The organism is Paenibacillus sp. F024 (assembly GCF_057814255.1).
In genome coordinates this window covers 103,006-125,712 of the sequence record NZ_JBVASZ010000003.1, presented here as the reverse complement: position 1 = coordinate 125,712, position 22,707 = coordinate 103,006, and the positions used below count along the sequence as shown (strand labels likewise).

Sequence of the window (22,707 nt, the reverse complement as noted above, 5' to 3'; positions counted from 1 at the left end):
GCCGGAAGTACCAAATAGTGCTTCCAAATTTTATTGCTGTGGTCATCAAAGTCATCACCGTAATAAACAATCCCCAAAGGATCCAAGCCCATTGGGTATACGGTAAGGCCGACTTCCTATTCCATACGGCCACTTCAAAGTAATATGTGTTAAAAAGTACTGCGAGATTGCAAAAAAGCCACACGTTGATTTCGTGTGGCTCTCTTACGTCATAAGCAAACCCGCTCTGACCGTTAATCAGCATACAGATAAGACTCTTTCCAAAGGATCAGATTATACGGATCGTTCCAGTCCATATCGTCCTGGTTTCGTTCAAGCATCGGATGAAGCCGGCTGTTGTTGAAAATAATGGAGCCCTGTTGTTTCTAGCTAAGGCAAGGTCCCCATTCTATAATGGATTATTCGGCGTGCTAATATTTCAATTCCTTCACCAATCGCTTGGCCGTTCCATTGGCCGTCTCGATGACTTCATAGATTTTGACTCGAACGCCGTTTGAGCCCTGCTCATCCTTTAAGCCGGAGAATGTAATTTTCTGCTTGCCGTTAATAAGCTTATTGGCTCCCGTAAAGGTCATGGTCTGCGTGCCTACGACCCGATCCAGCCCATCGACCAAATCAAACTGCATTTTGGAGAAATTCGGGTCCACAATGACCGGATCCGGATGCTCGATAGCCATGGTGAGATTCAAAGTATACGTATAAGACCCGCTGCTGTAGCTCCAGCCCAGTGTGTAATTTTGGAACTGAACCCGGAACGGATAGAAAGAAATCGTATCCGTGTCCGATTCTTCCTGAATTCCGACCCGATAGGCGCCAAGTGAAACCTTCCCTTGCGAAACGGATTGATCATCGTACACATGTAAAGCAAACGTCTTATCCTCCACCGTGTTGGGCAGCAGATAGGAATAGCTGATCACATAGGAAGTGCCCGGCATGATAAGCTCCGGAACCGAGCTTTGTCTGCTGCCAGTGTACGATTTTCCTTGTCTGTCGATCAGCTCGTTCTGAAGCTTCGGAAGCGCAATGGAGCTCGTACCCTTGTTCGTAATTTTGTATTTGCCGATCGCAGTCTTGTAACCAAAATCATCGTTTTCATGAACGTGAAGCTCAACCAAAGAAATCTCCAGATTTTTATCTACAACGCCGTTATCGCTAAGAGCCAATGGCTCTCCCAGCTTGTAGGCTGAAGCCGATGAGCTTAAGCTTCTTGCCTGACTGGCTCCATTCAATAGGTAGACCGCAACCGGAACTTGCGATGTCGAAGCGGATGCGGCTTGGGATGAGGCGCTTGCCGCTTCATTGGACGCTGACGTGCCTGATGAGCTGTTGGAGGTGTTATTTGATGTATTGCTCGACGTATTGCCGGACGTATTGTTCGACGGAGCGCTCGATGTGCCGCCCGACGAAGAGCTTGCCGTACTCGTATTGGCGGATGAACCGGTTGCTTTTGTCTTCTCCCACAGCACTAACTGCACGGCCTCCGGATCCATGCCCCCGGGCAGAACCGCATTAAAATAAAAGGACGCGGTTTCTTTGGGAGACAGATAAGAAATACGGGACGTATTGTCGGTAGACGTAATGGAAGCTCCAGATCCCCCAAACTGATAAGCAGCCAGTAATGAAGGCAGGGCAGCAGCCGAATCCCCTTCGTTGCTTAAAGTAACTACCGTTTGAAAATGGATACCGTCCGGCTGATTGGAATAGGTCGATTTCTCCGCTTTGACGGTCAAATGCTCCCCCTCCAGCTGCCTGACATATTCCAGCGTATCGCCCAACCGGGCCATTCGTAGAGAGGAACCGATAGTCATGGTACTAAGCGAAACTTCCTCGCTTTGGTTCATGTAATAAAATTCGAGACGAAGACCCTGCTCTGACAAATCCTTTGAAATGGCCGTTTTTAGTGTAATGACCCCCGATTGGTTCGGAAGAAAAGTCAGATCCTTTCCATCGGCGATCGAAGCTGCGTATTTCAGCCCGTCAGCCCCTTTAAGCCGTACTTGAAGCGCCGAAGGCAGCTTCACACTGCCGGAGCCCATATTTTTCATGGACAACTGTGTGTACAAATACCATTTGCCGTCCTCCACAACGCGAACACTCTGTCCCAAGCGATAGGAAATCGAGGCGTCGTTTTCCAAGGAGCTGTCCACGGTATGCAGGTTCATGATTTCCTCCGGAACGGCCGCCTGGTTCTCCCGGATCACCGAGGCTACGGACAGCATCCCCAAATGCTTCATAAAATCAGCTTCACTGCTGTCCCAACGGAAGACCTCCACCTTAAGCTGCGCAGCGCTCGTACCCGTAACGATATCCGAATAAAAACGAAAACGCTGGTCCTGTCCCGGAAGAACGACGGCGCTCTTCTTTTCGCTTAGGCGGGCGGTGTAACTGCGTCCGGCATCATCCGTTACGCGAACCCCGTATTCATTGAAATCGATGGCCCGGCTGTCCCGATTGTGAAGTACAACCGAAAACTGCAGGTTCGAAGAGGAAAGAGCGGCCTGATCCAGCGTGAAGTAGGATTGACCCGCAATATATACCCCTTCCGATGCGGCATGAGATACCGGAGCCAACGGCGACATGAGGGTTAGAGAGCCTGATAATAAAAGGGCCATGCTTGTATGCTTCCATGAAAATGACGGTAATTTACGTTTCAATTCCAACAACCTCCCCGGGTAGTATAAATGTTAATCTGTACGAAGCGCATCGATCGGTTTGAGCTTGGAAGCCTTGTTCGCAGGATAAAGTCCGAATACAACCCCCACCAGCACGGAGAACAAAAATGCATACAATCCGATATCCAGGGAAAGACTCGTGGCTTGATTCGGATTGATATACGGCCAAACCAAGGAAAGCACAACCCCTAATAGGAAGCCGATCAATCCGCCCATTCCACTGATGATGACAGCCTCAACCAGAAACTGCAGCAAAATGTTCCGCCGCTTCGCCCCAATCGATTTACGGATGCCGATTTCCCTCGTTCGTTCGCTGACCGTGACCAGCATAATATTCATAATGCCAATCCCGCCAACCAATAGAGAGATGGCCGCAACGCTTACTAGCTGACTAGTCATCGTATCGGAAGCCGACTGCCTGGCGCTGATCAGCTGGGATGAGTTAAAAATGTTGTAGCCCGTTGTACTATTAAATTTATTTTGCAGATACCGTTCTACAATGGACTGAACTCTGGCCACATTGTCGCTCGTGGTTGCTTCGACGTACGTCGTCCGGATATTGCCGAGCTTGAAATCTCTGCTCAGTGTATTCAGCGGCACAAATATGGAGCTGTCCAATGAGGTTCCGCTCGTATTGGAGCCTTTGCTTTTCAGGGTTCCGATGATGGTATACACGAAGCCGTCAATATTCAGCCTCTCTCCGAGCGGATCGCCGGTGCCAAAAAATTTCGAAGCGACCTCGCTGCCGATCACAGCCACATGATTCCGAAAGTCGCTGTCGGCCTGAGCGAGGAATCGTCCGCTCGCAACTTCTCCCTTTTGCATATCCAAATACCGGTCATTCGTACCGATCACATTATAGGTTTGCGTATCCCGGTCATATTTGACATTCGAGCTGTTTTTCGTCATGGTCGGAGCGATCGCCTTAAATCCGGGCAGGCTCTCCATCTGCATAATCTCTTGATAGTTCAGCTGGGTAGCCCGCCCATTGCCCATCAGATTGACCACGAGCAGATTCGTCCCCAGACTTTCATACTGCTTGGCGATCGCTTCGGACGATCCCCGGCCGATCGAGACCAGCGTGAGAACAGAGGCGACTCCAATAATGACCCCGAGCATGGTCAGGATGGTCCGGAGCGGATTAGCCCGCACCGTTGCCATCGCCATGCGTACCAATTCCCAAAGCTTCATCCCGCCGCCTCCTGTGATGCTGCAGGTAACGGAGCATTCCGTACATCCTTGATGATTTCCCCGTCCCGGAGGGTGACCACCCGTTTGGCATTATCGGCGATATGATTGTCATGGGTGATGAGAACGATGGTGTTGCCTTCCTCGTTAAGCTTCGTGATCAGCTCCAGCACCTCAATGCCCGTTTTCGAGTCCAGCGCTCCCGTAGGCTCGTCGGCCAGGATCAATGAAGGAGAGATCGCCAGGGCCCGGGCAATGGCTACCCGCTGCTGCTGTCCTCCCGACAGCTCGCTGGGCTTATGGTGACCGCGCTGCCCCATCCCGAGCGCCTCCAGCATCATCTGGGCTCTTTCCTTCCGCGCTTTGCCCCCGATACCTGCATAGATCATCGGCAGCTCTACATTTTCAAGGGCCGTCAGCCGGGGAAGCAAATTGAACTGCTGGAAAATAAACCCGATCTTGCGATTTCTCAGCTCGGCTAGCCCGTTATCCGACAGATGCTCCGTCGCTACCCCATCCAAGGTATAGGACCCCGACGTGGGTGAATCGAGAAGCCCGATCGTATTCATCAATGTCGATTTCCCCGATCCGCTGGGTCCGATAATGGCTACAAAATCACCTTGAGCAATATTCAGAGAGATCCCTTTTAAAATTTGAAGCTGCTCTGCTCCGCGGGTATAGCTTTTGGTAATCTGATTCAATTCGATAATATTCAATAGAAACGACTCCTTCCGCCCAAGCAAACCATTAGTTTCGTACCCCGCCGCCGGAAGCTCCTCCTCCCGTGCCGCCGCCGCCCTGGAACCTGTTTCCGCCGCCGGAAATTCCGCCGCCACCGCCCGGGAATCCGCCGCCTGGGAATTGCTGCTGATTGGTCGTCGCCCTCCTTGTCGGCATCACAACCGTATCTCCTTCGTTCAGACCGCTTACAATTTCAATATGCGTTGCGCTGCGAATGCCGGTCTGGATTTCATGCTGCTCTTCGACCGTTCCATCGGCTTTTTGGAGCGAAACGTAGGTCTTCCCTCTTTGGGTCTGTACGGCCTCGATCGGCATGATCAGAACATCCTTCTTGTCCTGGATATAAATCTCGGCTGTTGCGGTCATGGCATACTTCAAATCGTTCTGCTCAGTGTTCTGCACCGAAACCACAACCACATAAGTGGTAACGCCGTTGCTGGTCGTGCCCACATTGGATACGGAGGTCACTTCACCTTCAAATGTCCGTCCGGACAAAGCGTCGACCTTCACCTGCGCCTTCTGGCCGACCTGAATGCTGGTCAAATCGAGCTCATCGACCGCAATGGGCAGCTGCATGGCGCTTAAGCTGGCCACCGCTCCGAGTGTGGTGTTAGCCTCGATTTGCGCGCCTACGGGGTAGCTGTTCAGCACATTGGTCTGACTGTTGGCGAAATCGGATGAGAATACGCCGTCGAACGGTGCTGTAATGGTCAGCTGCTTCACCTTCTGCTCCGCATCGAACACCTTGATCTTTTGGCTTTCGATAGCCGCTTCCTTACTAATCATTTCATCCTGAAGCGAGTCGTTATAGATCATCCCGATCACATCTCCCCGGTTTACCGTCTCGCCATTTTTAAAGTTCAGCTTTTGGATATTTCCGCTCGTCCCGGCATAAACCGCTGCGGTATGTATGTACTCAAGTGCACCCTGCGTCGCAGCTTCCTTTTTTGGATCGGACGAAGCCATGCTTCCCTTGACCATCGTTCCATCAGAGAGCGTCCCGTCATTGTTTACGACCACTTCAACGTCTACCAGCTTATTCCCGTTCGCATCGGCCCTGATATCCCTGCTGACCGTTTCCACCGTTCCCATTTTCGTCAGCATAAAGCCGTCCACCGTCAATTCCACCGCATCGCCCTTCTTTAGCTGAACGGCATCCTGCAAATAGAACGGCAGCTTGACCTTCAATTGGGACGGATCGGAAATCGTCGCCACTTTGCCCAGCTTATTGATTTGGCTTCCCACATCAAGGTTGGAGACGAATGTCAGCTTTCCGCCGATCGGTGCGGAAAAACTCATGTGATTCTGCTCTTCCTGAAGCTTGACCAGCTCCTTTTCCATCTGCTGCAGAGAAACCTGCGCTTCCTTCAAATTGGTTTCCGTTGAAGGGACGGACAACTCTACAAGCACATCCCCCTTCTTTACGGCCCGATTTTGGTTCAAATTCATCGTTTTGATCACCCCGTCCACCGGCACAACAATATTCTGCATATCCTGAGCCTTGAACTGGGTAGTGCCTGATACCGTGGAAGTAATATTGCCTTTGGTTACTTTCATCGTTGTTTGCTGCGTTGCCGCAGACGCTGCAGGCTTCGCTGCCGACTTATGTACATAATAGTAAGTGCCCGCGCCGCATAACAGCGCGGCTAAAACCACAATAATCCATTTTTTGCTGCGGCGTAACTCCATTCCTCTTTCCCCTCTCCATCGGCTTCCTACCACATCAGTCTAGTATCGATTGCTGAATCCAATCTGAACGCAAGCTGAAAGTTAATTGAAGGAATGCTGAAAATTCGCTGAATGCCATAGGGCAAAAAAATCGTGCGATCCGTCGGAAACGGACCGCACGATTCGTATGAATCAGTTCACGGCTTCAGCACTCGAAGCAGCCGCATCGGAAGCGGACTTTGCTTTTCCATGCCAGCCTCCCTTTTGATCAACAAATTGGTTTAACTGCTCGGTCATGCTATCTTTTATTTTACTGACCAACTGATCTTTTGAGATCCCTTTTGCTTCTGCAATTTCTGCCAGAGACTTTCCGGCCTGCATTTCTGCTGCCAGCTCCTCTTGAGTCACTCCAAGAATCTGTGTCAATGCCTCCGGATTGCCCATAGCACCAAATGGCATTTTACCGCGGCCTTCACCCGGATGACCAAAGCCCTTGTTTTCAATTTGCTGCTTCAAACGGTCGGATAAGCCGGACTTCATTTGATCCGCCTGCTCCTGAGTCAGCGTTCCGGCGGTCACTTTAGCGTCGATGGCTGCCGTTTGAGCTTCAACCAGCTTTTGCAGGTAGTCCTCTTCACTCAGGCCTTTTTCCTGTGCGATTTGCAGCAAGGTTTTCCCTTCCTTCAGCGCATCTGTTATTACGCTCTGCTCTACGCCCAGTATGGCTGCCGTCTCTTGTACGGCATTGTTGCCGCCGCGGAAGCCGCCGCGCTCACCATGATTCATTTTGCCGCGTCCCTTGTCTGCCCATCCGGATCCGAGGTCCGATTTCTGCGTCGTCGTGCTGGTCGACTCATTCGCGAAAGCCAGATTATGTACCGTCCCAACGTAGCCGACTCCAAGAACAAAGGATGCGATCATCGTACCTGCAATTATTTTTTTACCGATCATTTTCATAGCCTTTTTCCACCTTTTTCTTTTTATTTTCTCTTACAAGTTGAAGTATAGACCCCTTACCTGAATTGCATCTGAGGGGCAACTGAAGAATCGTTGAGCATTTCCTGAGCGTTTGCTGAAAAAGAAAAAACCTTAGCCTGCGGAACAGATTCCACAGCTAAGGTTCAAGTCTATTGCCGATTCATAGGAATACGGTCTGACCGTTAGAACGTTATAATATCTCCGGGAGGATGGCCTGTACGTTGAATTTCTCTAATTTGGGTGCTCGTAAGACGACGGCCTACCAATATAAAAGAAGAGGTAACATTGTTAAAATTAAACCGCCGCAAATCCGCGACATCCTGACTCCCCCGAAAAACGCGGAAGGCTCCTCGAAAGTTCGTACCTGAAAACAATACCAGTGTAACTTCATTCCGACTGACAATGTTTCTGAGCCGGAAGCTGGAGAGTATATTGTTGAAACGAAACACGCCCAGATTTCGGACCGCAATCCCTCCGCGTCTAAAGATGAGGCGACGTCCTGTAAAATTAAGGCCTGAGAACAAAGTAAGCCTTACATCCCTGTTTGCCAAATCTACCACCCTTTCTTGTGAGATAGTAATAAGATATGGCAAACTTAAGAGATTCGTTCGACCAAATGTACCAGGTTAAGCGATGGTTTTCGTTTTCTTTGCAGCATGCCAAAAAAGCGCCGAGCTAAGCAGACCGACGCTTCACAAAGAACTAGCTGTACTATTTATTGACTCGCCGCCGGAAGGTCTGGCTATGATCCGGCACTATACGGGTACCGCCTACTATTCAAGCTACGAACTGACATTTTCCACTTCGACCGCCACAACATGCCTTAACTGCTTAATGCGGTAATAAATCGAGGTGGTACGCTGTTTGTTAGGTGCGGACAAGATCATTTGGATCTGCTGCTTTTCTTCGTCGAGATCCTTCACCTTAATATGCTTCACCCGCATCTGCTCACACTGGAGTTCATCAATTAACGCCGTCATTTCATTGTTATTCTCCACGATAATGTTGACGGATATGTCCCTTTCCTTCAGCCTTTGAGGACCAAACAGCTTAATAAACAAGGGGAACAGATTGATGGCCATAATAATGAGAATCACGGCTGTAACCGCCTCCATATAAAACCCGGCCCCTGCTGCAATCCCCAAAGCTGACGCCGCCCATACCATGGCGGCTGTCGTGAGACCCGAAATCACATCGTTGTTTCTCCGAAGAATGACACCTGCACCGATGAAGCCGACGCCGCTGACAATTTGCGCAGCCAGCCGCAGGGGATCCATATTCGTATGCCCCGTAACGGAATACTGATGCACCGATTCGATGGAGACAATCGTGATCAGGCAGCTGGCGACGGAGATCACCATGCTCGTTTTCATGCCGAGCGGCTTATGCTTGAGCTGCCGATCGATGCCGATCAACAGCCCAAGCAAGAGGGAAAAGCCCAGTTTCCCAAGAAACACATACGACATATCGAATTACCCGCTCTCACCGGAAAAGATCCGGATAATTAGTGATCACTCCGTCCAGCCCCGCTTGGGCTAAAGGCCCTGCCCATTCCGCCTCGTTAACGGTATAGGGGTACACTTTGTAGCCATGAGCGTGACATTGACGAATATATTCCGCGTCCACAAACGAATAATGCGGATGCAGGCTGTATGAGGCAAACGGCAGCTTGCGCACATAATCCCAAGGCTCGATCACTCTGGTGGAGAACAGCACCCCGAGCTTCATCGCTGGCTCAAGACGTGCCGTTTCCGCAAGCGCGTAATGATCAAACGAGGAAATAATGACCCGGTCGAGCATGTCGTGCTCATGAACGGAACGAATCAGCTTTTGCTCAATCCCTTTGTGGTAATAGGGCAGATTTTTGATCTCCAGGTTGATGAGCATTGGGGTGTCGGCCGCAAGCGCCATAAATTCCTGCAGCGTCGGAACCGTTGTCCCTTTGAACGCTTCGCCATACCATGAGCCCGCATCCAAACGCCGCAGCTCCTCAAGCGTCATATCCTTGATCAGGCCTTGACCGTTCGTTGTCCTATTGACATCATCGTCATGACAAATGACCACCTCACCGTCCTTCGTGAGATGAACATCCAGCTCCATGCCGTCTGCCTTTTGTTCTATCGCCAGCTCAAAGGCAGCAATCGTATTTTCCGGAGCATATCCGGAAGCGCCCCGATGCGCAATAATAAGCATTCCTGACACCTCTGTTTTAAAAATGTGCTGAGACGATGTCTGTCTCAGCACATTTTATTATTTTTGCGATACCTTGTTGTTTTCCTCAATCAAGCCCGTTACTTTCTTATTCAGCTCCTCTACGACTTTTTGCGGGTCCTCACCTTTATAGACGCGTTCGATCGCTGTCGCTACTTCCAGCCTCGCCTCCGGGAATACCGAGATCAGGGCACCTTTGGTTGCAGAAGATAATTTCGTTTGCTGCAGCTGGTTAACGGCCGTAGTAAACTGCGGATACTTGGCATACGTATCTTTCAGCACTTGTTGGTCGTAGGCGGCTTTTGTGATCGGGAAGTAACCGGTGCCGGCGGCCCATTCCGCTTGCGTCTCCGGCTGCGTCATAAACTTCATGAAATCCCAGGCGCCTTCCTTTTCCTCCTCCGCCACGCTGTTCATCATCCATAGCGAAGCGCCGCCGACGATTACGCCATTGTTATTACCGTCCGGGCTTGGCATGAACGCCGTCCCAACTTGGAATGGAACGTCCTTCACGTTCCCCGGCGTGCCTGCTGTAGAGTCCAGGAACATCGCCACTTTCCCTGCTCTGAACGCTGCTCGAACATCGTCGAACTTACGGCCGTAGTTGCCGATGGAACCGTCCTTGTTCATATCATCGAGCCATTTGAAAATGTCCAGGGTTTGCTTGGAATCCAGCAGCGACTTGGTAGCCATCGCATCGCGACCGTTGCCGTGGTCTACCATATCTGCGCCCTGATTAGCCAACAGCTGCTCGATAAACCAGCCGTAAATCACAAGGGAAAATCCTTTATCGTTGCTGTTAGTCAACTTTTTGGCCGCCTCGCGAATCTCGACGTACGTTGTCGGCGGCTTCTCCGGATCCAAACCTGCCGCTTGAAACTTATCTTTATTATAGAACAAAATGGAGTTAGAAGTGTTAAACGGCATGGAATACAGCTTGCCGTTCACTTGATAGTAACCCAAAATATTTTCTTCAAGCTTGGATAGGTCATAATTGTCTTTATCAATAAAGTCCTGAACGGGCTGTACGAAGCCGCTATCAATCATGTATTTGGTGGCGATTTCCTGAGCCTGCATAATCGTAGGCGCTTCCGTCGTCCCGCCTACCGCCTTCAGCTTGGTCAACGCTTCTTCATAAGTCCCCTGGTAAGAAGCTTCTACAAAATAATTCGACTGACTCGCATTATATTTGTCCACCATACTCTTAATGAGATCGCCTGGGGTTCCGTTCATGGCATGCCAGAACGTAACCTTGATTTTACCGTCACCGGTTTTACGGCCTTCGGATGTCGTTGCCTCCGGAGTGCAGCCTATAAGGGAAAATACAATCGCAAGCGACAAGAAGCTGAGCCATAATGATTTGAATTTCATCGTTTTCTATCCCCTTTTCATGATAATCTATCCTTTTAATGCTCCTGCCATTAAGCCTCTTTTGAGCTGCTTCATGCTCAGGAACAAGAAAAGCAACGTCGGGATTAATACAATCATGACGCCAGCCATGACAACGGGCCAGTTCGTGCTCGTCTCCTGCGCCTGCATCATCTTGATGCCGATTTGGACCGTACGCACACGGTCATTGGTTGTCGTTAATAGGGGCCACAGATACATGTTCCATGTCGTTAGGAAGCCATAAACGCCTAAGGCGCTTAACATCGAGCGCGACAGAGGAAGGACGAACGTCAGAAAGAAGCGGAATCGGCCGCAGCCCTCGATTTGAGCCGATTCTGACAGCTCTCTGGGGATCGTCATAAAATGCTGGCGCAGCAGAAATACCCCGAAGGCGATGGCAAAATGCGGTACCGTCAAACCGTAATACGTATTGACCCACTTCAAATTGAGGACGGTTAAGTAGTTTGGAATAATCGTCGCTTCCCAAGGGATCATCATTGTCGAGATCAGCAGAAAAAATACAATGTTTCTGCCCTTGAAATCGATAAATACGACGGCGTAAGCAGCCAAGCTGCAGACAACAAGCTGTCCAAGCATGACCGCAGTGGAAACGACCAGGCTGTTAAACATAAACTTCAGCAGCGGCACACTGGCCAGTGCTGTCGTATAATTGCTGAAATGAAGCACGCTCGGAAGGAGCTGGCCTGTCATCAATTCGTGCGTACTCATCAAGCTGGCGGAAATCGCATAGACGACGGGCAAAAACAGCAGTACGGCCATGATTGTCAGAATAACATAAAAGAGTAGCTTACTGGCCACGGTCCTTGTCATTGGTAATGCACCTTCTTTTCGCCCACTTTGAATTGAATCACGGTTATCGCAAGCACGACGATAAACAAAATGATCGCCTGAGCGCTCGCTACCCCAAACTTATAATGAATAAACGCATTCTGGAAAATCGAGTATACGATCAGGTTCGTCGATTCCGCCGGACCGCCTTGCGTCAAGATGTCGATCTGTCCAAACGATTGAAACGAGTGGATGACCGTGACAATAATGACGAAAAACAAGCTTGGCGACAGCATCGGCAGCGTGATACGAAACAATTTGGTCCAATAACCGGCGCCGTCAATCGTCGCACTCTCGTAAATATCTTCCGGTATACTCTGCAATCCGCCGAGAAGGATGATGAAGTTAAAGCCGATCCCCATCCAAATCGAGGTAATCGATACGGAAATGAGTGCCCAGTCCGGGTCTGTCAGCCAGGCAACCGGCGAAATTCCGGCATAACCCAGCACACGATTAAGCAATCCGATGCTGGGATGGAAGATAAAGAGCCAAATCGTGGAGCCTGCAGCGACGGAAATACCGACGGTCGACGAAAATATGACCCGAAAAAATTCGATACCCCTCAGTTTTTCGCTTGCAATCACAGCCAGGAACAAAGCCAACGCCACTCCAATAGGCACCGTATACAACACGTAAAGAAACGTCGCTTTCATACTGGTCAAAAAGCTGTCTGAGGTCAGCAGGCCAATGTAATTGTCCAAACCGACGAACAATACCGGAACGCCTCGCGGATTGGTTGAATAAAAACTGTAATAGAGCGTTTTCAAAATAGGATAAAAAATGAAGACGATCATGAGAAATAGCATCGGTCCCAAATACAGCATCCCTGACAAAAAATTGGACACCGCTTTCCGCTTTGCGATAGGGGAATGGTTAACCCTTACGTCTCTGCGCTGTGCCTGTTTCTCCATCGGACAACCCCCTCTAAGAGAATAAAAAAGAAGACCATCAAATTCACGTATCAAAAAAACCGATACGTGCAGTTTGATGGTCTTCTCCAATTCATGTAACCGCTTTATTAACTTAACACAAAGTATAAAGCAAAATTTTACATAAAGCAACGACTTTTTTCAAAAAAATATGGAGCTTCCCCCTTAATTGCCTCCGTTTTCTTGTTTCTGCCATAATGATTTTCTCGATGTCGTAACCGCCGTCGCTCCCGCTTCAAGCGCCAGCCGCACATCCTCCTCGGTACGGATCAGGCCGCCGGCCAGCACGGGAATTTTCGTTTCCTCCAAAAACTCCCTGATGATATGCGGCATAATTCCGGGAAGCACCTCGACATAATCGGGCTTCGTTTTTTCCAGCTGGACATAGCTGTTTTCCAGCGCCAGCGTATCGAGCATAAATAGGCGTTGAATGGCGATAAGTCCTTTTTTCTTTGCGGTGAGCACCACGTTGTTGCGTGTGGAAATGATGCCTGCAGGCCTGATTTCCTGCGCCAAAAATTCGGTTGCGTACTCATCCGACTTCAGGCCTTCGATGAGATCGGCATGAAGAAACATCCTCTTCCCCTGCTCGGCGGCGCGGCGCACAAGCGGCTTCACCTGGGTGATATGGGCGTTCAGAAGGACGAGAAAATCGTAATCCGTCTTTAAAAGCTGGTCAAAATCTTTCATATTGCGGATCGCAGGTACGATCGTCTGGTTTATGACGACTTTCATAATGGTATCTCCTTTCAGCCTTATTCGCCTTCTTTGTAACGCATGGTCGCATGTACGGCTCTCTTCCAGCCCGCATACAGGCGATCCCGGTGTTCCTCTTCCAAAGCAGCCGTAAATGTCCGCTCAACGACCCGGTTATGTACGATGTCCTCTTTACCCTGCCAATAGCCGACGGCTAGACCTGCTAAGTAAGCCGCTCCCAACGCCGTAGTTTCATTGACCGTCGGACGCTCCACCTTCGTACCGAGCAAATCGGCTTGAAATTGAATCAAAAAGTTATTCGCCGCAGCGCCGCCGTCAACCGCAAGCTTCCGTACCTTTATGCCTGAATCGGCCTCCATCGCCTCCAGCACATCCCGCGTTTGATACGCCAGCGATTCAACCGCCGCACGGATCAAATGGTTATCCGTCGTTCCCCGGGTAAGCCCGAAAACGGCTCCGCGGGCTTCCATATCCCAATAAGGCGCACCGAGCCCGACAAAGGCGGGAACGAAATAAACGCCTTCCGTCCCGGAAACCGATGCCGCTCTCTTCGCCGATTCGGAGGCGGAACGGATCAGCTTGAGTCCGTCCCTCAGCCACTGAATCGCCGCGCCGGCAATGAATATGCTTCCTTCCAAAGCATACTCCACCTTGCCGTCCAACCCCCAGGCGATCGTCGTTAGCAGACCATGCGTGGATGTAACCGCTTTATCACCGGTATTCATGAGCATGAAGCAGCCGGTGCCGTACGTATTTTTAACTGTTCCCTCATCGAAGCAGGCTTGACCGAATAAAGCGGCATGCTGATCGCCGGCAATGCCTGCAATCGGAATACTGCCGCCCAGCAGGCTCTCCTCCGTGTATCCGTAAACCTCGCTCGAGGAGCGGACATCCGGCAGCATGGAGCGCGGAACCTGCAGCATGTTCAGCAGCTCGTCGTCCCACTTCAGCGTATGAATATTGAACATGAGCGTCCGCGAGGCGTTCGAGTAATCGGTCACATGCAGCTTTCCTCCGCTCAGCTTCCAAGCGAGCCATGTATCGATGGTGCCAAATGCGAGCTCCCCCCGCTGCGCCCGGTCACGCGCGCCATCGACGTGATCCAGAATCCACTTCAGCTTCGTGCCCGAAAAATAAGCATCGATCAATAGTCCGGTCCTGCTCCTTACGAGATCTTCAACCCCCTGCTGCTGCAGCTCATGACAAATATCGCTGGTCTGCCGGCTCTGCCACACAATGGCATGATACACCGGCCGGCCTGTACGGCGATCCCATACGACCGTAGTTTCCCTCTGGTTCGTAATCCCGATGGAGGCCACCTGCCGAGGCTCGATCCCGGCCTGTGCCAAGGCTTTACGCATGACCTCCAGCTGGACGTCCCATATTTCCTCCGGGTCATGCTCCACCCAGCCGGGCTTGGGATAGATTTGCCGAAATTCCTTTTGTGCATCGGCAACGATTTGCCCCGCTTTATCGAACAAAATCGCTCTAGAGCTCGTTGTACCTTGATCAAGAGCCATGACGTACAAAGCTATCGCTCCCTTTCCTGTAAAATAAACCTGATTTTGCTTCTTCAACTGCCGAGTCCTTCGATCTCTTTTGCAGCATACGATACAAGAAATTACGGCTTCTGTAAAGATGTTCCAGAGGAACATAGCCCTGCTTGCTGTTTCCTGCTGCCTATTGCTCCATTGCGGATGACCTCAACCACGTCAACAGTGAGCTTTGTCCTTTATTGGAAACCGTATCCAAGCCGCTATTTACCGAAATTTATGAGTAATCGGGCGCCATTCGGGCTCCGGTGTCCGCCGGCCCTGCAAGAATGGACGCTTTACCGGGAATAGCGAACTGCTGTCCGTTAGTAAGAGAAGGAAAAGATGGGGCACTTTATCCTAGAAAAGAAGTCGTTATAAATTCCCTATTCAATAAAAAACGCATAAGCCTCTTGCAACCTATGAAAAAAAGGGGTATGATGAGGGCAATATAATAACCACTGGGTCGGAGACGAGGAAAAAGACCACAACCCTTCATTGATGAAATTCAATGATGCCGTTGTGCGTCTTTTTCTTTTTTTGCATATCTGTCTCCAAGAGAGGAGCACACCATGACACAAGCATTTTCCAGCTTAAAACGGGATGACATTCAGCGTGAGCTGGCAGGGGAAGCTTACGATATGCTGGTGATCGGCGGCGGGATTACGGGGGCAGGCATTGCGCTGGACGGCGCGGTGCGCGGACTCAAGGTCGCTCTGATCGAAATGCAGGATTTCGCGGCGGGCACCAGCAGCCGGTCTACCAAGCTCGTTCACGGAGGATTGAGATATTTGAAGCAAGGCGAGGTCAAGCTGGTGCGGGAAGTCGGACGCGAACGCGCCATCGTCTATGAAAACGCCCGGCATGTCGTCATCCCGGAGTGGATGCTGATGCCGATTATTAAGGGAGGCACGTACGGCAAGCTGGCCACATCCGTCGGTCTTTACGTATACGATTGGCTTGCCGGAGTCAAGCGGGAGGAGCGCCGCAAAATGCTGTCCAAAAGCGAAACCATCGCCAAAGAACCGCTGCTGTGGCAGGATAAGCTGCTCGCGGGCGGCTACTATGTCGAATACCGTACCGATGATGCGCGGTTAACCATCGAGATTATGAAGGCGGCTGTGAGCCGCGGGGTCAAGGCCGTGAATTACACAAAAGCAACGCAATTTTTGTATGAGAACGGCAGGATTGCCGGTGTGAAGGCGGAAGACCGGAATTCAGGGCGCACCTTCGAGATTCGGGCAAGCAAAATCGTCAACGCAGCAGGTCCGTGGGTCGACGAGCTGCGCGAGCTGGACCAATCCAAGCAGGGCAAGCGGCTGCACTTAACCAAAGGGGTGCATATCGTCGTCGATCAAAGCCGATTCCCGCTAAGGCAGACCATTTATTTCGATACACCCGACGGCCGGATGGTGTTTGCGGTAACACGGGACGGCAAAACCTATATCGGAACGACGGACACGAATTACGAAGGCAGCCTGGAGCATCCGCGAATGACAAGGGCGGATTTGACTTATATACTCGACGCGGCAAATTACATGTTTCCTTCCATCGGGCTTACGGAAGCGGATGTTGAAGCCAGCTGGGCAGGTCTGCGTCCGCTCATCCATGAAGACGGCAAATCGCCGTCCGAGCTGTCGCGCAAGGACGAAATCTTCCTCTCGCCCTCGGGCCTCATCACCATTGCGGGAGGCAAGCTGACCGGATACCGCAAAATGGCCGAACGGATCGTTGACCTGGTGACGGAGCAGCTGGGCCAAGAGTACGGCCGCACGTATCCGGGCTGCAGCACCGATCAGATCAAGCTGTCCGGCGGCGATTTTCCGGAAGGCTTTGATGCGTTTTCTGCCAAGTGGAAGCAGTATGGCGTCCGGCAGGGCCTGTCCGAGAAGCAGGCGGCTGTCCTTGTCCGGCGTTACGGCAGCAATGTGCCTGCGGTGTATGCCAAATTTGACTCCCTGCGTGAAGCGTCTGCGTTTTACGGATTGGAGATCGACGCATTGGCTTCTCTCTTCTACGGCATGGAGGAAGAAATGGTTACCCGCCCTCTGGATTTCCTCAGCCGCCGCACGGGGGCCGTCAACTTTGACCATAAGAGCGCAGAGCGCTGGCTGGAGCCCACCGTCCATTTCATGAGGGATGTATTCGAATGGGATGACAAGACCGCTCTCCTTTATTTAAATGAAGCGAGAGACGGATTAAGGTTCGCGAAAGAGGCCATTTAACCGTATAAATGGGAAAGCCCCCCTCTGCCTGAAAAGAGCCGGGGGCTCTTTACCGTTCACGCCTTAATGATTATGCGGATTCGGCGTATCCTGCACATCAGATTGTCCGGTATAGCCCCCAAATTGCACCGATCGAAGGCCAATTGCGCAATGTTCGCTAACATGGTTCTTGGCATGAAGTGGATTACGGCGCGTACGGGCAAATATTTTAAAGAACAGCAGCGCAATCTGGGGGAGCTGAACGGTTATGTCGAGGAGACGCTTTCCGGTCAAAGCCTCGTCAAGACCTTCTCGCGGGAAGAGAAGGTCATTTTGGAATTTAATGAGAAGGCGGAGAAATTAAAGGCTTCCGGCTATTGGGCTCAAACCTATTCGGGTTTTATCCCGAAGCTGATGAACGTGTTAAATAACCTGAGCTTTGCCGTGATTGCCGGAGCGGGAGGGCTTCTGGCGCTGCACGATCTGGTCTCGATTGGGGTGATCGTTACGTTTGCCGAATATGCCAGACAGTTTACACGGCCGCTGAACGATTTGGCCAATCAATGGAACACGTTTCTGTCTGCGGTGGCCGGGGCCGAGAGAGTGTTTGAAGTGTTGGAAGAGGAGGAGGAAGAGAAGGGCGAGAAGGAGGCCGTGCCTCTGACGATGCTGCGGGGAGACATTGCGTTTGCAGGCGTGACTTTTTCTTACAATAAAGATGTTCAAATGTTAAAAGAGATGAGCTTTCATATTGCACCGGGGGAAACGGCGGCGTTAGTCGGTCCGACGGGAGCGGGGAAATCGACGATTGTGCAGCTGTTGACCCGGTTTTATGATGCGGACCGGGGCCATATTTTCATTGACGGTTATGATATCCGAAGGATCAAGCGTTCGAGCCTTCGCAGGCATATGGGCTTTGTGCTTCAGGACCCGTTTCTTTTTCAAGGTACGATCCGGGACAATATCCGCTACGGGAAGCTGGAGGCGGACGACCGGGAGGTGGAGCAGGCCGCCAGGCTGGCCAATGCCCACTCGTTTATCATAAAGCTGCCGGAAAAATACGATACGGTGCTGAGCCACGACGGAAGCGGGATCAGTCAGGGCCAGAAGCAGCTGCTTTCCATCGCAAGGACCATTTTGGCCGATCCTTCCATATTGATATTGGATGAGGCGACCAGCAGCATCGATACGATCACGGAGCTCAAAATCCAGGAGGCCTTATCCCGTTTAATGAAAGGCAGAACGAATGTGGTCATCGCCCACCGGTTGAATACGATCCGGAAAGCGGATCAAATCCTAGTGATCGATGACGGCAGGATCATGGAGAAAGGCACCCACGATTCGCTGCTGAAGGAAAAGGGCTATTATTACGGACTGTTTCACAGCCAGTTTCAAAATGAGCCGGTAACTTGATGCTTAGCATCAATCGCCTGCAAACGAGCTCTGCCGGTAAGATGGCTGCCGAAAGGGAAACGCCCCTCTTGATTATGGAGGGGCGTTTCCTTTTGCCGCGGTTTCTCCGCGCAGTACCGAGGTGACGGCCTCCTTGATTTCCCGATATCCCGTACACCGGCAAATATTGGACTGCAGCCAATCGCGGATGATGTCATCGCTTGCGTTGGGATGGGTTTGAATCAAGGCATGACAATTCATAATGAACCCCGGCGTGCAGTAGCCGCATTGAAAGGCTTCATGGCCGGCAAAAGCATGCTGAATGGGAGTGTCCGTGAGCCCTTCAATCGTGGTCACCTGTTTTCCCGCAGCCTCCACGGCAAGCATGAGGCAGGATTTCAACGGCAAGCCGTCGACTGCAACCGTACAGGTACCGCAGTCGCCATTAAGACAGCCGGGCTTGGCGCCGGTCAGACCCAGGCCTTCCCTCAGCGCATCCAAAAGCGTGTCCGCCGGTCTGACGACAACCTCTTTTGGCTCCTGATTTACATGAAGCTCCACCATGACCTTATAAGCATCGATATTTTGCATGCTATTCTCCTCCCAAGGAGCGGATGATATCCATCAGCGTGGTTTTCAGGACCCATTCCCTGTAAGCCGCCGACCCGATGATATCGTCGAGTATGGGAGCAGGCAAATGGGCGACGGCCTGCTCGATTCTAAGCGGAAGCGGAAGCTCCATCCGGTTTATTACGGCTTCGATCGCCGGCGACCGAAAAGGGAATGCGCATACACCGCTGAAGGCCACCCGAATCGCAGCGTTCGTCCGAATGGCGGCTGCGGTAACCAACGGATAACCGATAGCGGATACCTTCCGCTTTTTCACGGCTGCATATGGCATAGGAATATAGCTTGAATCGGTGATCGACTGTACCAGGAGCTCTCCCTTTTCCAGCTGCAGCTGCCCACTAAATACCTGATGGATGGAAGCCTGCTTCCACCCTGCGGGACCGGCAATCCGAACTTCGCTGTCGGTCAATAACAAGGGCAGCACGGCTTCCCTGTACATCAGTTCGCTGCAAATGTTTCCGCCCAGCGTAATTTTGTTCCGTGAGGTCCGGTCGGCTACGCCGGCTGCGGTTTCCCCCAGCAGGGGAAAGGCATGAGAGTCATGCAGCTGAGACAGGCTTAACGCCGATCCGAGAACCAGCTTTTGATCATGGAAGGCAAGCACAGTGCATTCGGGAATGCGTTTGATATCAATCACGGCACGGGTCTGGAGCAGATGGATTCTGCCCAACGTGATGATTTCCGTTCCGCCGGAATAATAAAGCGGTTCTTTGCCCTGAAGAGCGAGACTCTGAAACAGGCGAACGGCTTCAAACACTGTGGCCGGCTGATGATATTCGAAATTATACGGGTTCATGCTGCGCCTCCATAACCGTTTTCCACACAAGCTCCGGGAAAAGGGGTAGCCGGTTAAGCGGAACTCCGGCGGCTCTGGAGAGCGCGCTTGCAAGTGCTGCCGGCATCCCGATTAACCCGTGCTCACCCAGCCCCCGCGCCCCGAAAGGCGCTTCCAAGCAAGGGTTCTCAACAAATTCGACGACATATTCCGGCTGTTCTCCATAGCGGATCAGATGGTAATTGCGAAGCGAAGGGTTATCGATGATCCCCTGGCTGTCGATGTGGAAGGTTTCCCGGCTGCCAAAGCCCAGGCCCATACACATCGCTCCCATGACCTGCCCTTTAGCGGCCTTTGGATTCAGCACTTTTCCGGCATCAATCACCGAGACCGCCTTGATCAACCGGTAGGTATAATCCCGGGTATCCAGCTCAACCTCCACGGCCTGAGCCGCCACATTCCATTCCGGTCCGGGATTGCCTTCTCCCGTTTCCGGATTAAGGTAGGTGATCTGTCTTTGGATATCATGGCCTCTCCCGATCACTTGTCCTCCGATCGCATTCCCGTTAGGGTACTTGTAACCGTAACAGATGTCTTTAACCGCGATTCGAACGGATGGATCGGCTTTTACAAAAATAATCCCCTGTCCGAGCTCTAGGTCCACCGGGTCGACCCTGAGCACGCATCCGGCAATATCCAGCAGCTGGCGGATGGCATCGTCCGCCGCCTTCAAAACCGCGCGTCCGCCCATAAAGGTTCCGCGGCTTGCAACGGTTTTCCAATGCTCGGGGGTAATCTGGGTATGGATGGGAAAGCGGACATGAATGTGGTCCGGAGCCATCTTAAGCCGTTCGGCGAGCATCTGTGCAAGCACCGTTTTGGTTCCCGTACCGATCTCCACGACGCCGCTTTCCAAATTTACGCTGCCGTCGGGATTGAAAGTAATAATGGCTCCCGAGCTAGCATCCGGATCCAGCGAGGAATTTTTCCAGCCGCAGCTGATTCCTTTGGCCCGGACTTGATGAGCGCCAACCTGCCTGACGGTCCAGTCGTCCCATTCGCTCAGTATCCGCAGTCTTTGCATGCATTGCTGCAGATTTCCGAGATTGCTGGAATTCAGAACATTGCGCGTCGGGCTGGTATCGCCCGGGGCCACGATATTTTTCAAGCGAAGCGCCAAAGGATCCATCCGCAGCTTATCGGCCAAGGCGTCCATGGCCCGCTCCATGGCAAACGTAAGCTCCGCATGGCCGTAACCGCGGTAAGCGGAGGGGTAAGGATGATTGGTGTAGACGGTCAAACAATCGCAATACAGGTTGTCGATGGCATAGGGTCCCGTACAATCCGCCGCCGTCGCTCTGGCGATATCGCTTGATTTGTCGCAGTAAGCGCCGCCGTCAAACCGGTAGATGATCTCTGCGGCTGTAATTTTTCCTTCCCGCGAGCAACCCAGCTTGACTGTGGCCTCAAGGCCGATATGCACGGGGGAGGTCACCATATCCTCCTCTCGGCTGTTGACGATTTTGACCTTTCGGCCCCCGACCGCCCTGGAAGAGAGATAGGCGATAAGCTCAAGCTGGACGATGGCTTTTCCGCCATAGCCTCCGCCGACGAAAGGCGTTTTGACGATAATTTTGCCCTGATTGATGCGGAAATAGAGCCCCATGTACTTTTTGACCGCGAAAGGAGCTTGGGAGGAGGTTTCGATGATAATATGGCCGTCCGGTCTTATTTCTGCGGTGGCGCATCGCGTTTCCATCGCGGCATGATCGGACGGGCCGAAGGCCACGCTGTTTTCGATGATCGTTTCGCTGGCAAGCCAGCCTTTCTCCATATCACCCTTGCGGACTTGAATGATGCTTGCGAGATTGGTGCCGGGACGCGAGATCACGCCGGGAGCTTTGTCATATTCCCCGAGCTTTTCGTGGATTAAAGGGGCTTCCGGATGCATGGCTTCCGTGGGGGAATTCACCACCGGCAGGGGGGTGTACTGCACTTTGATGGAATAGACGGCTTGAAGCGCGCAAGCTTCGCTGTCCGCTACGACAACCGCGACGGTTTCGCCGAAAAATCTGACCTTGTCTCGGGCGATAATGGGCCGGTCCCGGATTTCCTCGCCCGTCAGCACATCGCAGGCTTCTCCTGTCAAAATGGCACGTACGCCTCTGATCTGCCAGGCTTGGGACGTATCGATGTGTACGATGGCGGCATGGGCGTAGGGACTGGTCACCATTGCGGCGTGAAGCATTCCGGCTTCCGCGCGATCTCCGGTGTATTTGGCCGCTCCCGTTACCTTATCAAACGATTCTTTCCTGGGGATACTCTTGCCGATGACCGTCTGGTGATCCATACTTTCCCTCCCGTTCGTTGACTTTACCGTGCCGCTACCCGGACGTCAGTAAAGTATATGAATCGGGAATTTCTTTAGTACGATATATGAATTCAGGGAAGGAAACGGGGGGATGGGCTTGCTGCGCATGTAGAGCTTGGACGGATACCATTTAAAGCAATCTGAAACGCTCCAATTGATCCCACAAGCGTTCTTTTTGCAAAATCTCTACTTGCTTCGAGCCGATCAGATCAAAGTGGGGAAAAGGATTACGGTTATGAATATATCGGGGATCTAACCCGTTGGCTGTACACCATTCCGATAAGCGCTCCAGATTCGAGCAGCCCACTTTGGTTACCGTATGAATGTCCGGGAAACGCGGCTCCAGCCAAAAGTGGGTGATAAAAGCGATTTCTCCCCTGTCTACAGCTTCTTTCCATTGAGTCAGTTCTTCTCTGGTGATCCCGAATGCCACTGTGCAGCCTCCTTGCCTATCCGGTTTC

17 protein-coding genes and 1 pseudogene are annotated in these 22,707 nt (G+C 51.8%); 2 read left to right on the top strand and 16 right to left on the bottom strand.

The genetic code is table 11. The annotated features are described in order from the left end of the window. Positions 1 to 410: 410 nt before the first annotated feature. The 12 genes from ACZYR9_RS05735 to glpK form a co-directional block, all read right to left on the bottom strand. The gene (locus ACZYR9_RS05735) at positions 411 to 2,654 is read right to left on the bottom strand and encodes a hypothetical protein (RefSeq protein ID WP_488977508.1); all 2,244 of its coding nucleotides are present in this window, start codon (positions 2,652 to 2,654) and stop codon (positions 411 to 413) included. Between the two features lie 30 nt (positions 2,655 to 2,684). Then, positions 2,685 to 3,863: an ABC transporter permease gene (locus ACZYR9_RS05730; RefSeq protein ID WP_488977507.1), complete on the bottom strand. Its 1,179-nt coding sequence runs from the start codon at positions 3,861 to 3,863 to the stop codon at positions 2,685 to 2,687. Next, a complete protein-coding gene (locus tag ACZYR9_RS05725) occupies positions 3,860 to 4,576 on the bottom strand; it encodes an ABC transporter ATP-binding protein (RefSeq protein ID WP_488977506.1) in 717 nt (238 codons plus the stop codon). The genes ACZYR9_RS05730 and ACZYR9_RS05725 overlap by 4 nt, the downstream gene beginning before the upstream one ends. Before the next feature lie 31 nt (positions 4,577 to 4,607). Further along, a complete protein-coding gene (locus ACZYR9_RS05720) occupies positions 4,608 to 6,290 on the bottom strand; it encodes a permuted SH3 domain-containing protein (protein ID WP_488977505.1) in 1,683 nt (560 codons plus the stop codon). 171 nt (positions 6,291 to 6,461) lie between these two features. Then, positions 6,462 to 7,226 carry a DUF2680 domain-containing protein gene (locus ACZYR9_RS05715; protein WP_488977504.1) on the bottom strand — a complete coding sequence of 255 codons (765 nt, stop codon included), beginning with the start codon at positions 7,224 to 7,226 and terminating at the stop codon, positions 6,462 to 6,464. Positions 7,227 to 8,029: 803 nt separating this feature from the next. Continuing rightward, entirely contained in the window at positions 8,030 to 8,713 is a 684-nt protein-coding gene (locus tag ACZYR9_RS05710) for an MgtC/SapB family protein (protein WP_488977503.1), read from the bottom strand. Between the two features lie 16 nt (positions 8,714 to 8,729). Next, positions 8,730 to 9,440, bottom strand: a complete 711-nt coding sequence (locus ACZYR9_RS05705) for a glycerophosphodiester phosphodiesterase (protein ID WP_488977502.1) — start codon at positions 9,438 to 9,440, stop codon at positions 8,730 to 8,732. Positions 9,441 to 9,497: 57 nt separating this feature from the next. Beyond that, positions 9,498 to 10,829, bottom strand: a complete 1,332-nt coding sequence (locus ACZYR9_RS05700; RefSeq protein ID WP_488977501.1) for an ABC transporter substrate-binding protein — start codon at positions 10,827 to 10,829, stop codon at positions 9,498 to 9,500. A 27-nt stretch (positions 10,830 to 10,856) separates the two neighbouring features. Continuing rightward, positions 10,857 to 11,678: a carbohydrate ABC transporter permease gene (locus ACZYR9_RS05695; protein ID WP_488977500.1), complete on the bottom strand. Its 822-nt coding sequence runs from the start codon at positions 11,676 to 11,678 to the stop codon at positions 10,857 to 10,859. Continuing rightward, entirely contained in the window at positions 11,675 to 12,607 is a 933-nt protein-coding gene (locus ACZYR9_RS05690) for a carbohydrate ABC transporter permease (protein WP_488977499.1), read from the bottom strand. The genes ACZYR9_RS05695 and ACZYR9_RS05690 overlap by 4 nt, the downstream gene beginning before the upstream one ends. A gap of 183 nt (positions 12,608 to 12,790) precedes the next feature. Beyond that, positions 12,791 to 13,360 (bottom strand): glycerol-3-phosphate responsive antiterminator, encoded by a 570-nt coding sequence (locus ACZYR9_RS05685; protein ID WP_488977498.1) that lies wholly within the window; start codon positions 13,358 to 13,360, stop codon positions 12,791 to 12,793. A gap of 20 nt (positions 13,361 to 13,380) precedes the next feature. After that, on the bottom strand, positions 13,381 to 14,862 hold the full coding sequence (gene glpK, locus ACZYR9_RS05680; RefSeq protein WP_488977597.1) for a glycerol kinase GlpK: 1,482 nt from the start codon (positions 14,860 to 14,862) through the stop codon (positions 13,381 to 13,383). Between the two features lie 584 nt (positions 14,863 to 15,446). Here glpK and ACZYR9_RS05675 point away from each other — a divergent pair. Together ACZYR9_RS05675 and ACZYR9_RS05670 are read left to right on the top strand one after the other, a co-directional pair. Further along, positions 15,447 to 17,099, top strand: coding sequence for a glycerol-3-phosphate dehydrogenase/oxidase (locus tag ACZYR9_RS05675; RefSeq protein WP_488977497.1), 1,653 nt, complete (start codon positions 15,447 to 15,449; stop codon positions 17,097 to 17,099). Positions 17,100 to 17,261: 162 nt separating this feature from the next. Next, a pseudogene (locus tag ACZYR9_RS05670) lies at positions 17,262 to 18,491 on the top strand (ABC transporter ATP-binding protein); the annotation flags it as partial. Positions 18,492 to 18,563: 72 nt separating this feature from the next. On the opposite strand, the gene ACZYR9_RS05665 reads toward ACZYR9_RS05670, so the two are convergent. The 4 genes from ACZYR9_RS05665 to ACZYR9_RS05650 all read right to left on the bottom strand — a co-directional run bounded on the left by ACZYR9_RS05665 (position 18,564) and on the right by ACZYR9_RS05650 (position 22,679). Further along, positions 18,564 to 19,061 (bottom strand): (2Fe-2S)-binding protein, encoded by a 498-nt coding sequence (locus ACZYR9_RS05665; protein ID WP_488977496.1) that lies wholly within the window; start codon positions 19,059 to 19,061, stop codon positions 18,564 to 18,566. Position 19,062: 1 nt separating this feature from the next. Next, positions 19,063 to 19,896: an FAD binding domain-containing protein gene (locus tag ACZYR9_RS05660; protein ID WP_488977495.1), complete on the bottom strand. Its 834-nt coding sequence runs from the start codon at positions 19,894 to 19,896 to the stop codon at positions 19,063 to 19,065. After that, complete coding sequence (locus ACZYR9_RS05655) at positions 19,883 to 22,225, bottom strand: xanthine dehydrogenase family protein molybdopterin-binding subunit (RefSeq protein WP_488977494.1); 2,343 nt, start codon at positions 22,223 to 22,225, stop codon at positions 19,883 to 19,885. The genes ACZYR9_RS05660 and ACZYR9_RS05655 overlap by 14 nt, the downstream gene beginning before the upstream one ends. Positions 22,226 to 22,376: 151 nt before the next feature. Beyond that, positions 22,377 to 22,679, bottom strand: a complete 303-nt coding sequence (locus tag ACZYR9_RS05650; RefSeq protein WP_488977493.1) for a hypothetical protein — start codon at positions 22,677 to 22,679, stop codon at positions 22,377 to 22,379. Between the last annotated feature and the right edge of the window lie 28 nt (positions 22,680 to 22,707).

Coding starts and splice junctions, on each gene's coding strand:
- ACZYR9_RS05730 (WP_488977507.1), bottom strand. CDS start 3,863: ATGAAGCTTTGGGAATTGGTACGCATGGCGATGGCAACGGTGCGGGCT.
- ACZYR9_RS05720 (WP_488977505.1), bottom strand. CDS start 6,290: ATGGAGTTACGCCGCAGCAAAAAATGGATTATTGTGGTTTTAGCCGCG.
- ACZYR9_RS05715 (WP_488977504.1), bottom strand. CDS start 7,226: ATGAAAATGATCGGTAAAAAAATAATTGCAGGTACGATGATCGCATCC.
- ACZYR9_RS05710 (WP_488977503.1), bottom strand. CDS start 8,713: ATGTCGTATGTGTTTCTTGGGAAACTGGGCTTTTCCCTCTTGCTTGGG.
- ACZYR9_RS05705 (WP_488977502.1), bottom strand. CDS start 9,440: ATGCTTATTATTGCGCATCGGGGCGCTTCCGGATATGCTCCGGAAAAT.
- ACZYR9_RS05700 (WP_488977501.1), bottom strand. CDS start 10,829: ATGAAATTCAAATCATTATGGCTCAGCTTCTTGTCGCTTGCGATTGTA.
- ACZYR9_RS05695 (WP_488977500.1), bottom strand. CDS start 11,678: ATGACAAGGACCGTGGCCAGTAAGCTACTCTTTTATGTTATTCTGACA.
- ACZYR9_RS05690 (WP_488977499.1), bottom strand. CDS start 12,607: ATGGAGAAACAGGCACAGCGCAGAGACGTAAGGGTTAACCATTCCCCT.
- ACZYR9_RS05685 (WP_488977498.1), bottom strand. CDS start 13,360: ATGAAAGTCGTCATAAACCAGACGATCGTACCTGCGATCCGCAATATG.
- glpK (WP_488977597.1), bottom strand. CDS start 14,862: ATGGCTCTTGATCAAGGTACAACGAGCTCTAGAGCGATTTTGTTCGAT.
- ACZYR9_RS05675 (WP_488977497.1), top strand. CDS start 15,447: ATGACACAAGCATTTTCCAGCTTAAAACGGGATGACATTCAGCGTGAG.
- ACZYR9_RS05665 (WP_488977496.1), bottom strand. CDS start 19,061: ATGCAAAATATCGATGCTTATAAGGTCATGGTGGAGCTTCATGTAAAT.
- ACZYR9_RS05660 (WP_488977495.1), bottom strand. CDS start 19,896: ATGAACCCGTATAATTTCGAATATCATCAGCCGGCCACAGTGTTTGAA.
- ACZYR9_RS05655 (WP_488977494.1), bottom strand. CDS start 22,225: ATGGATCACCAGACGGTCATCGGCAAGAGTATCCCCAGGAAAGAATCG.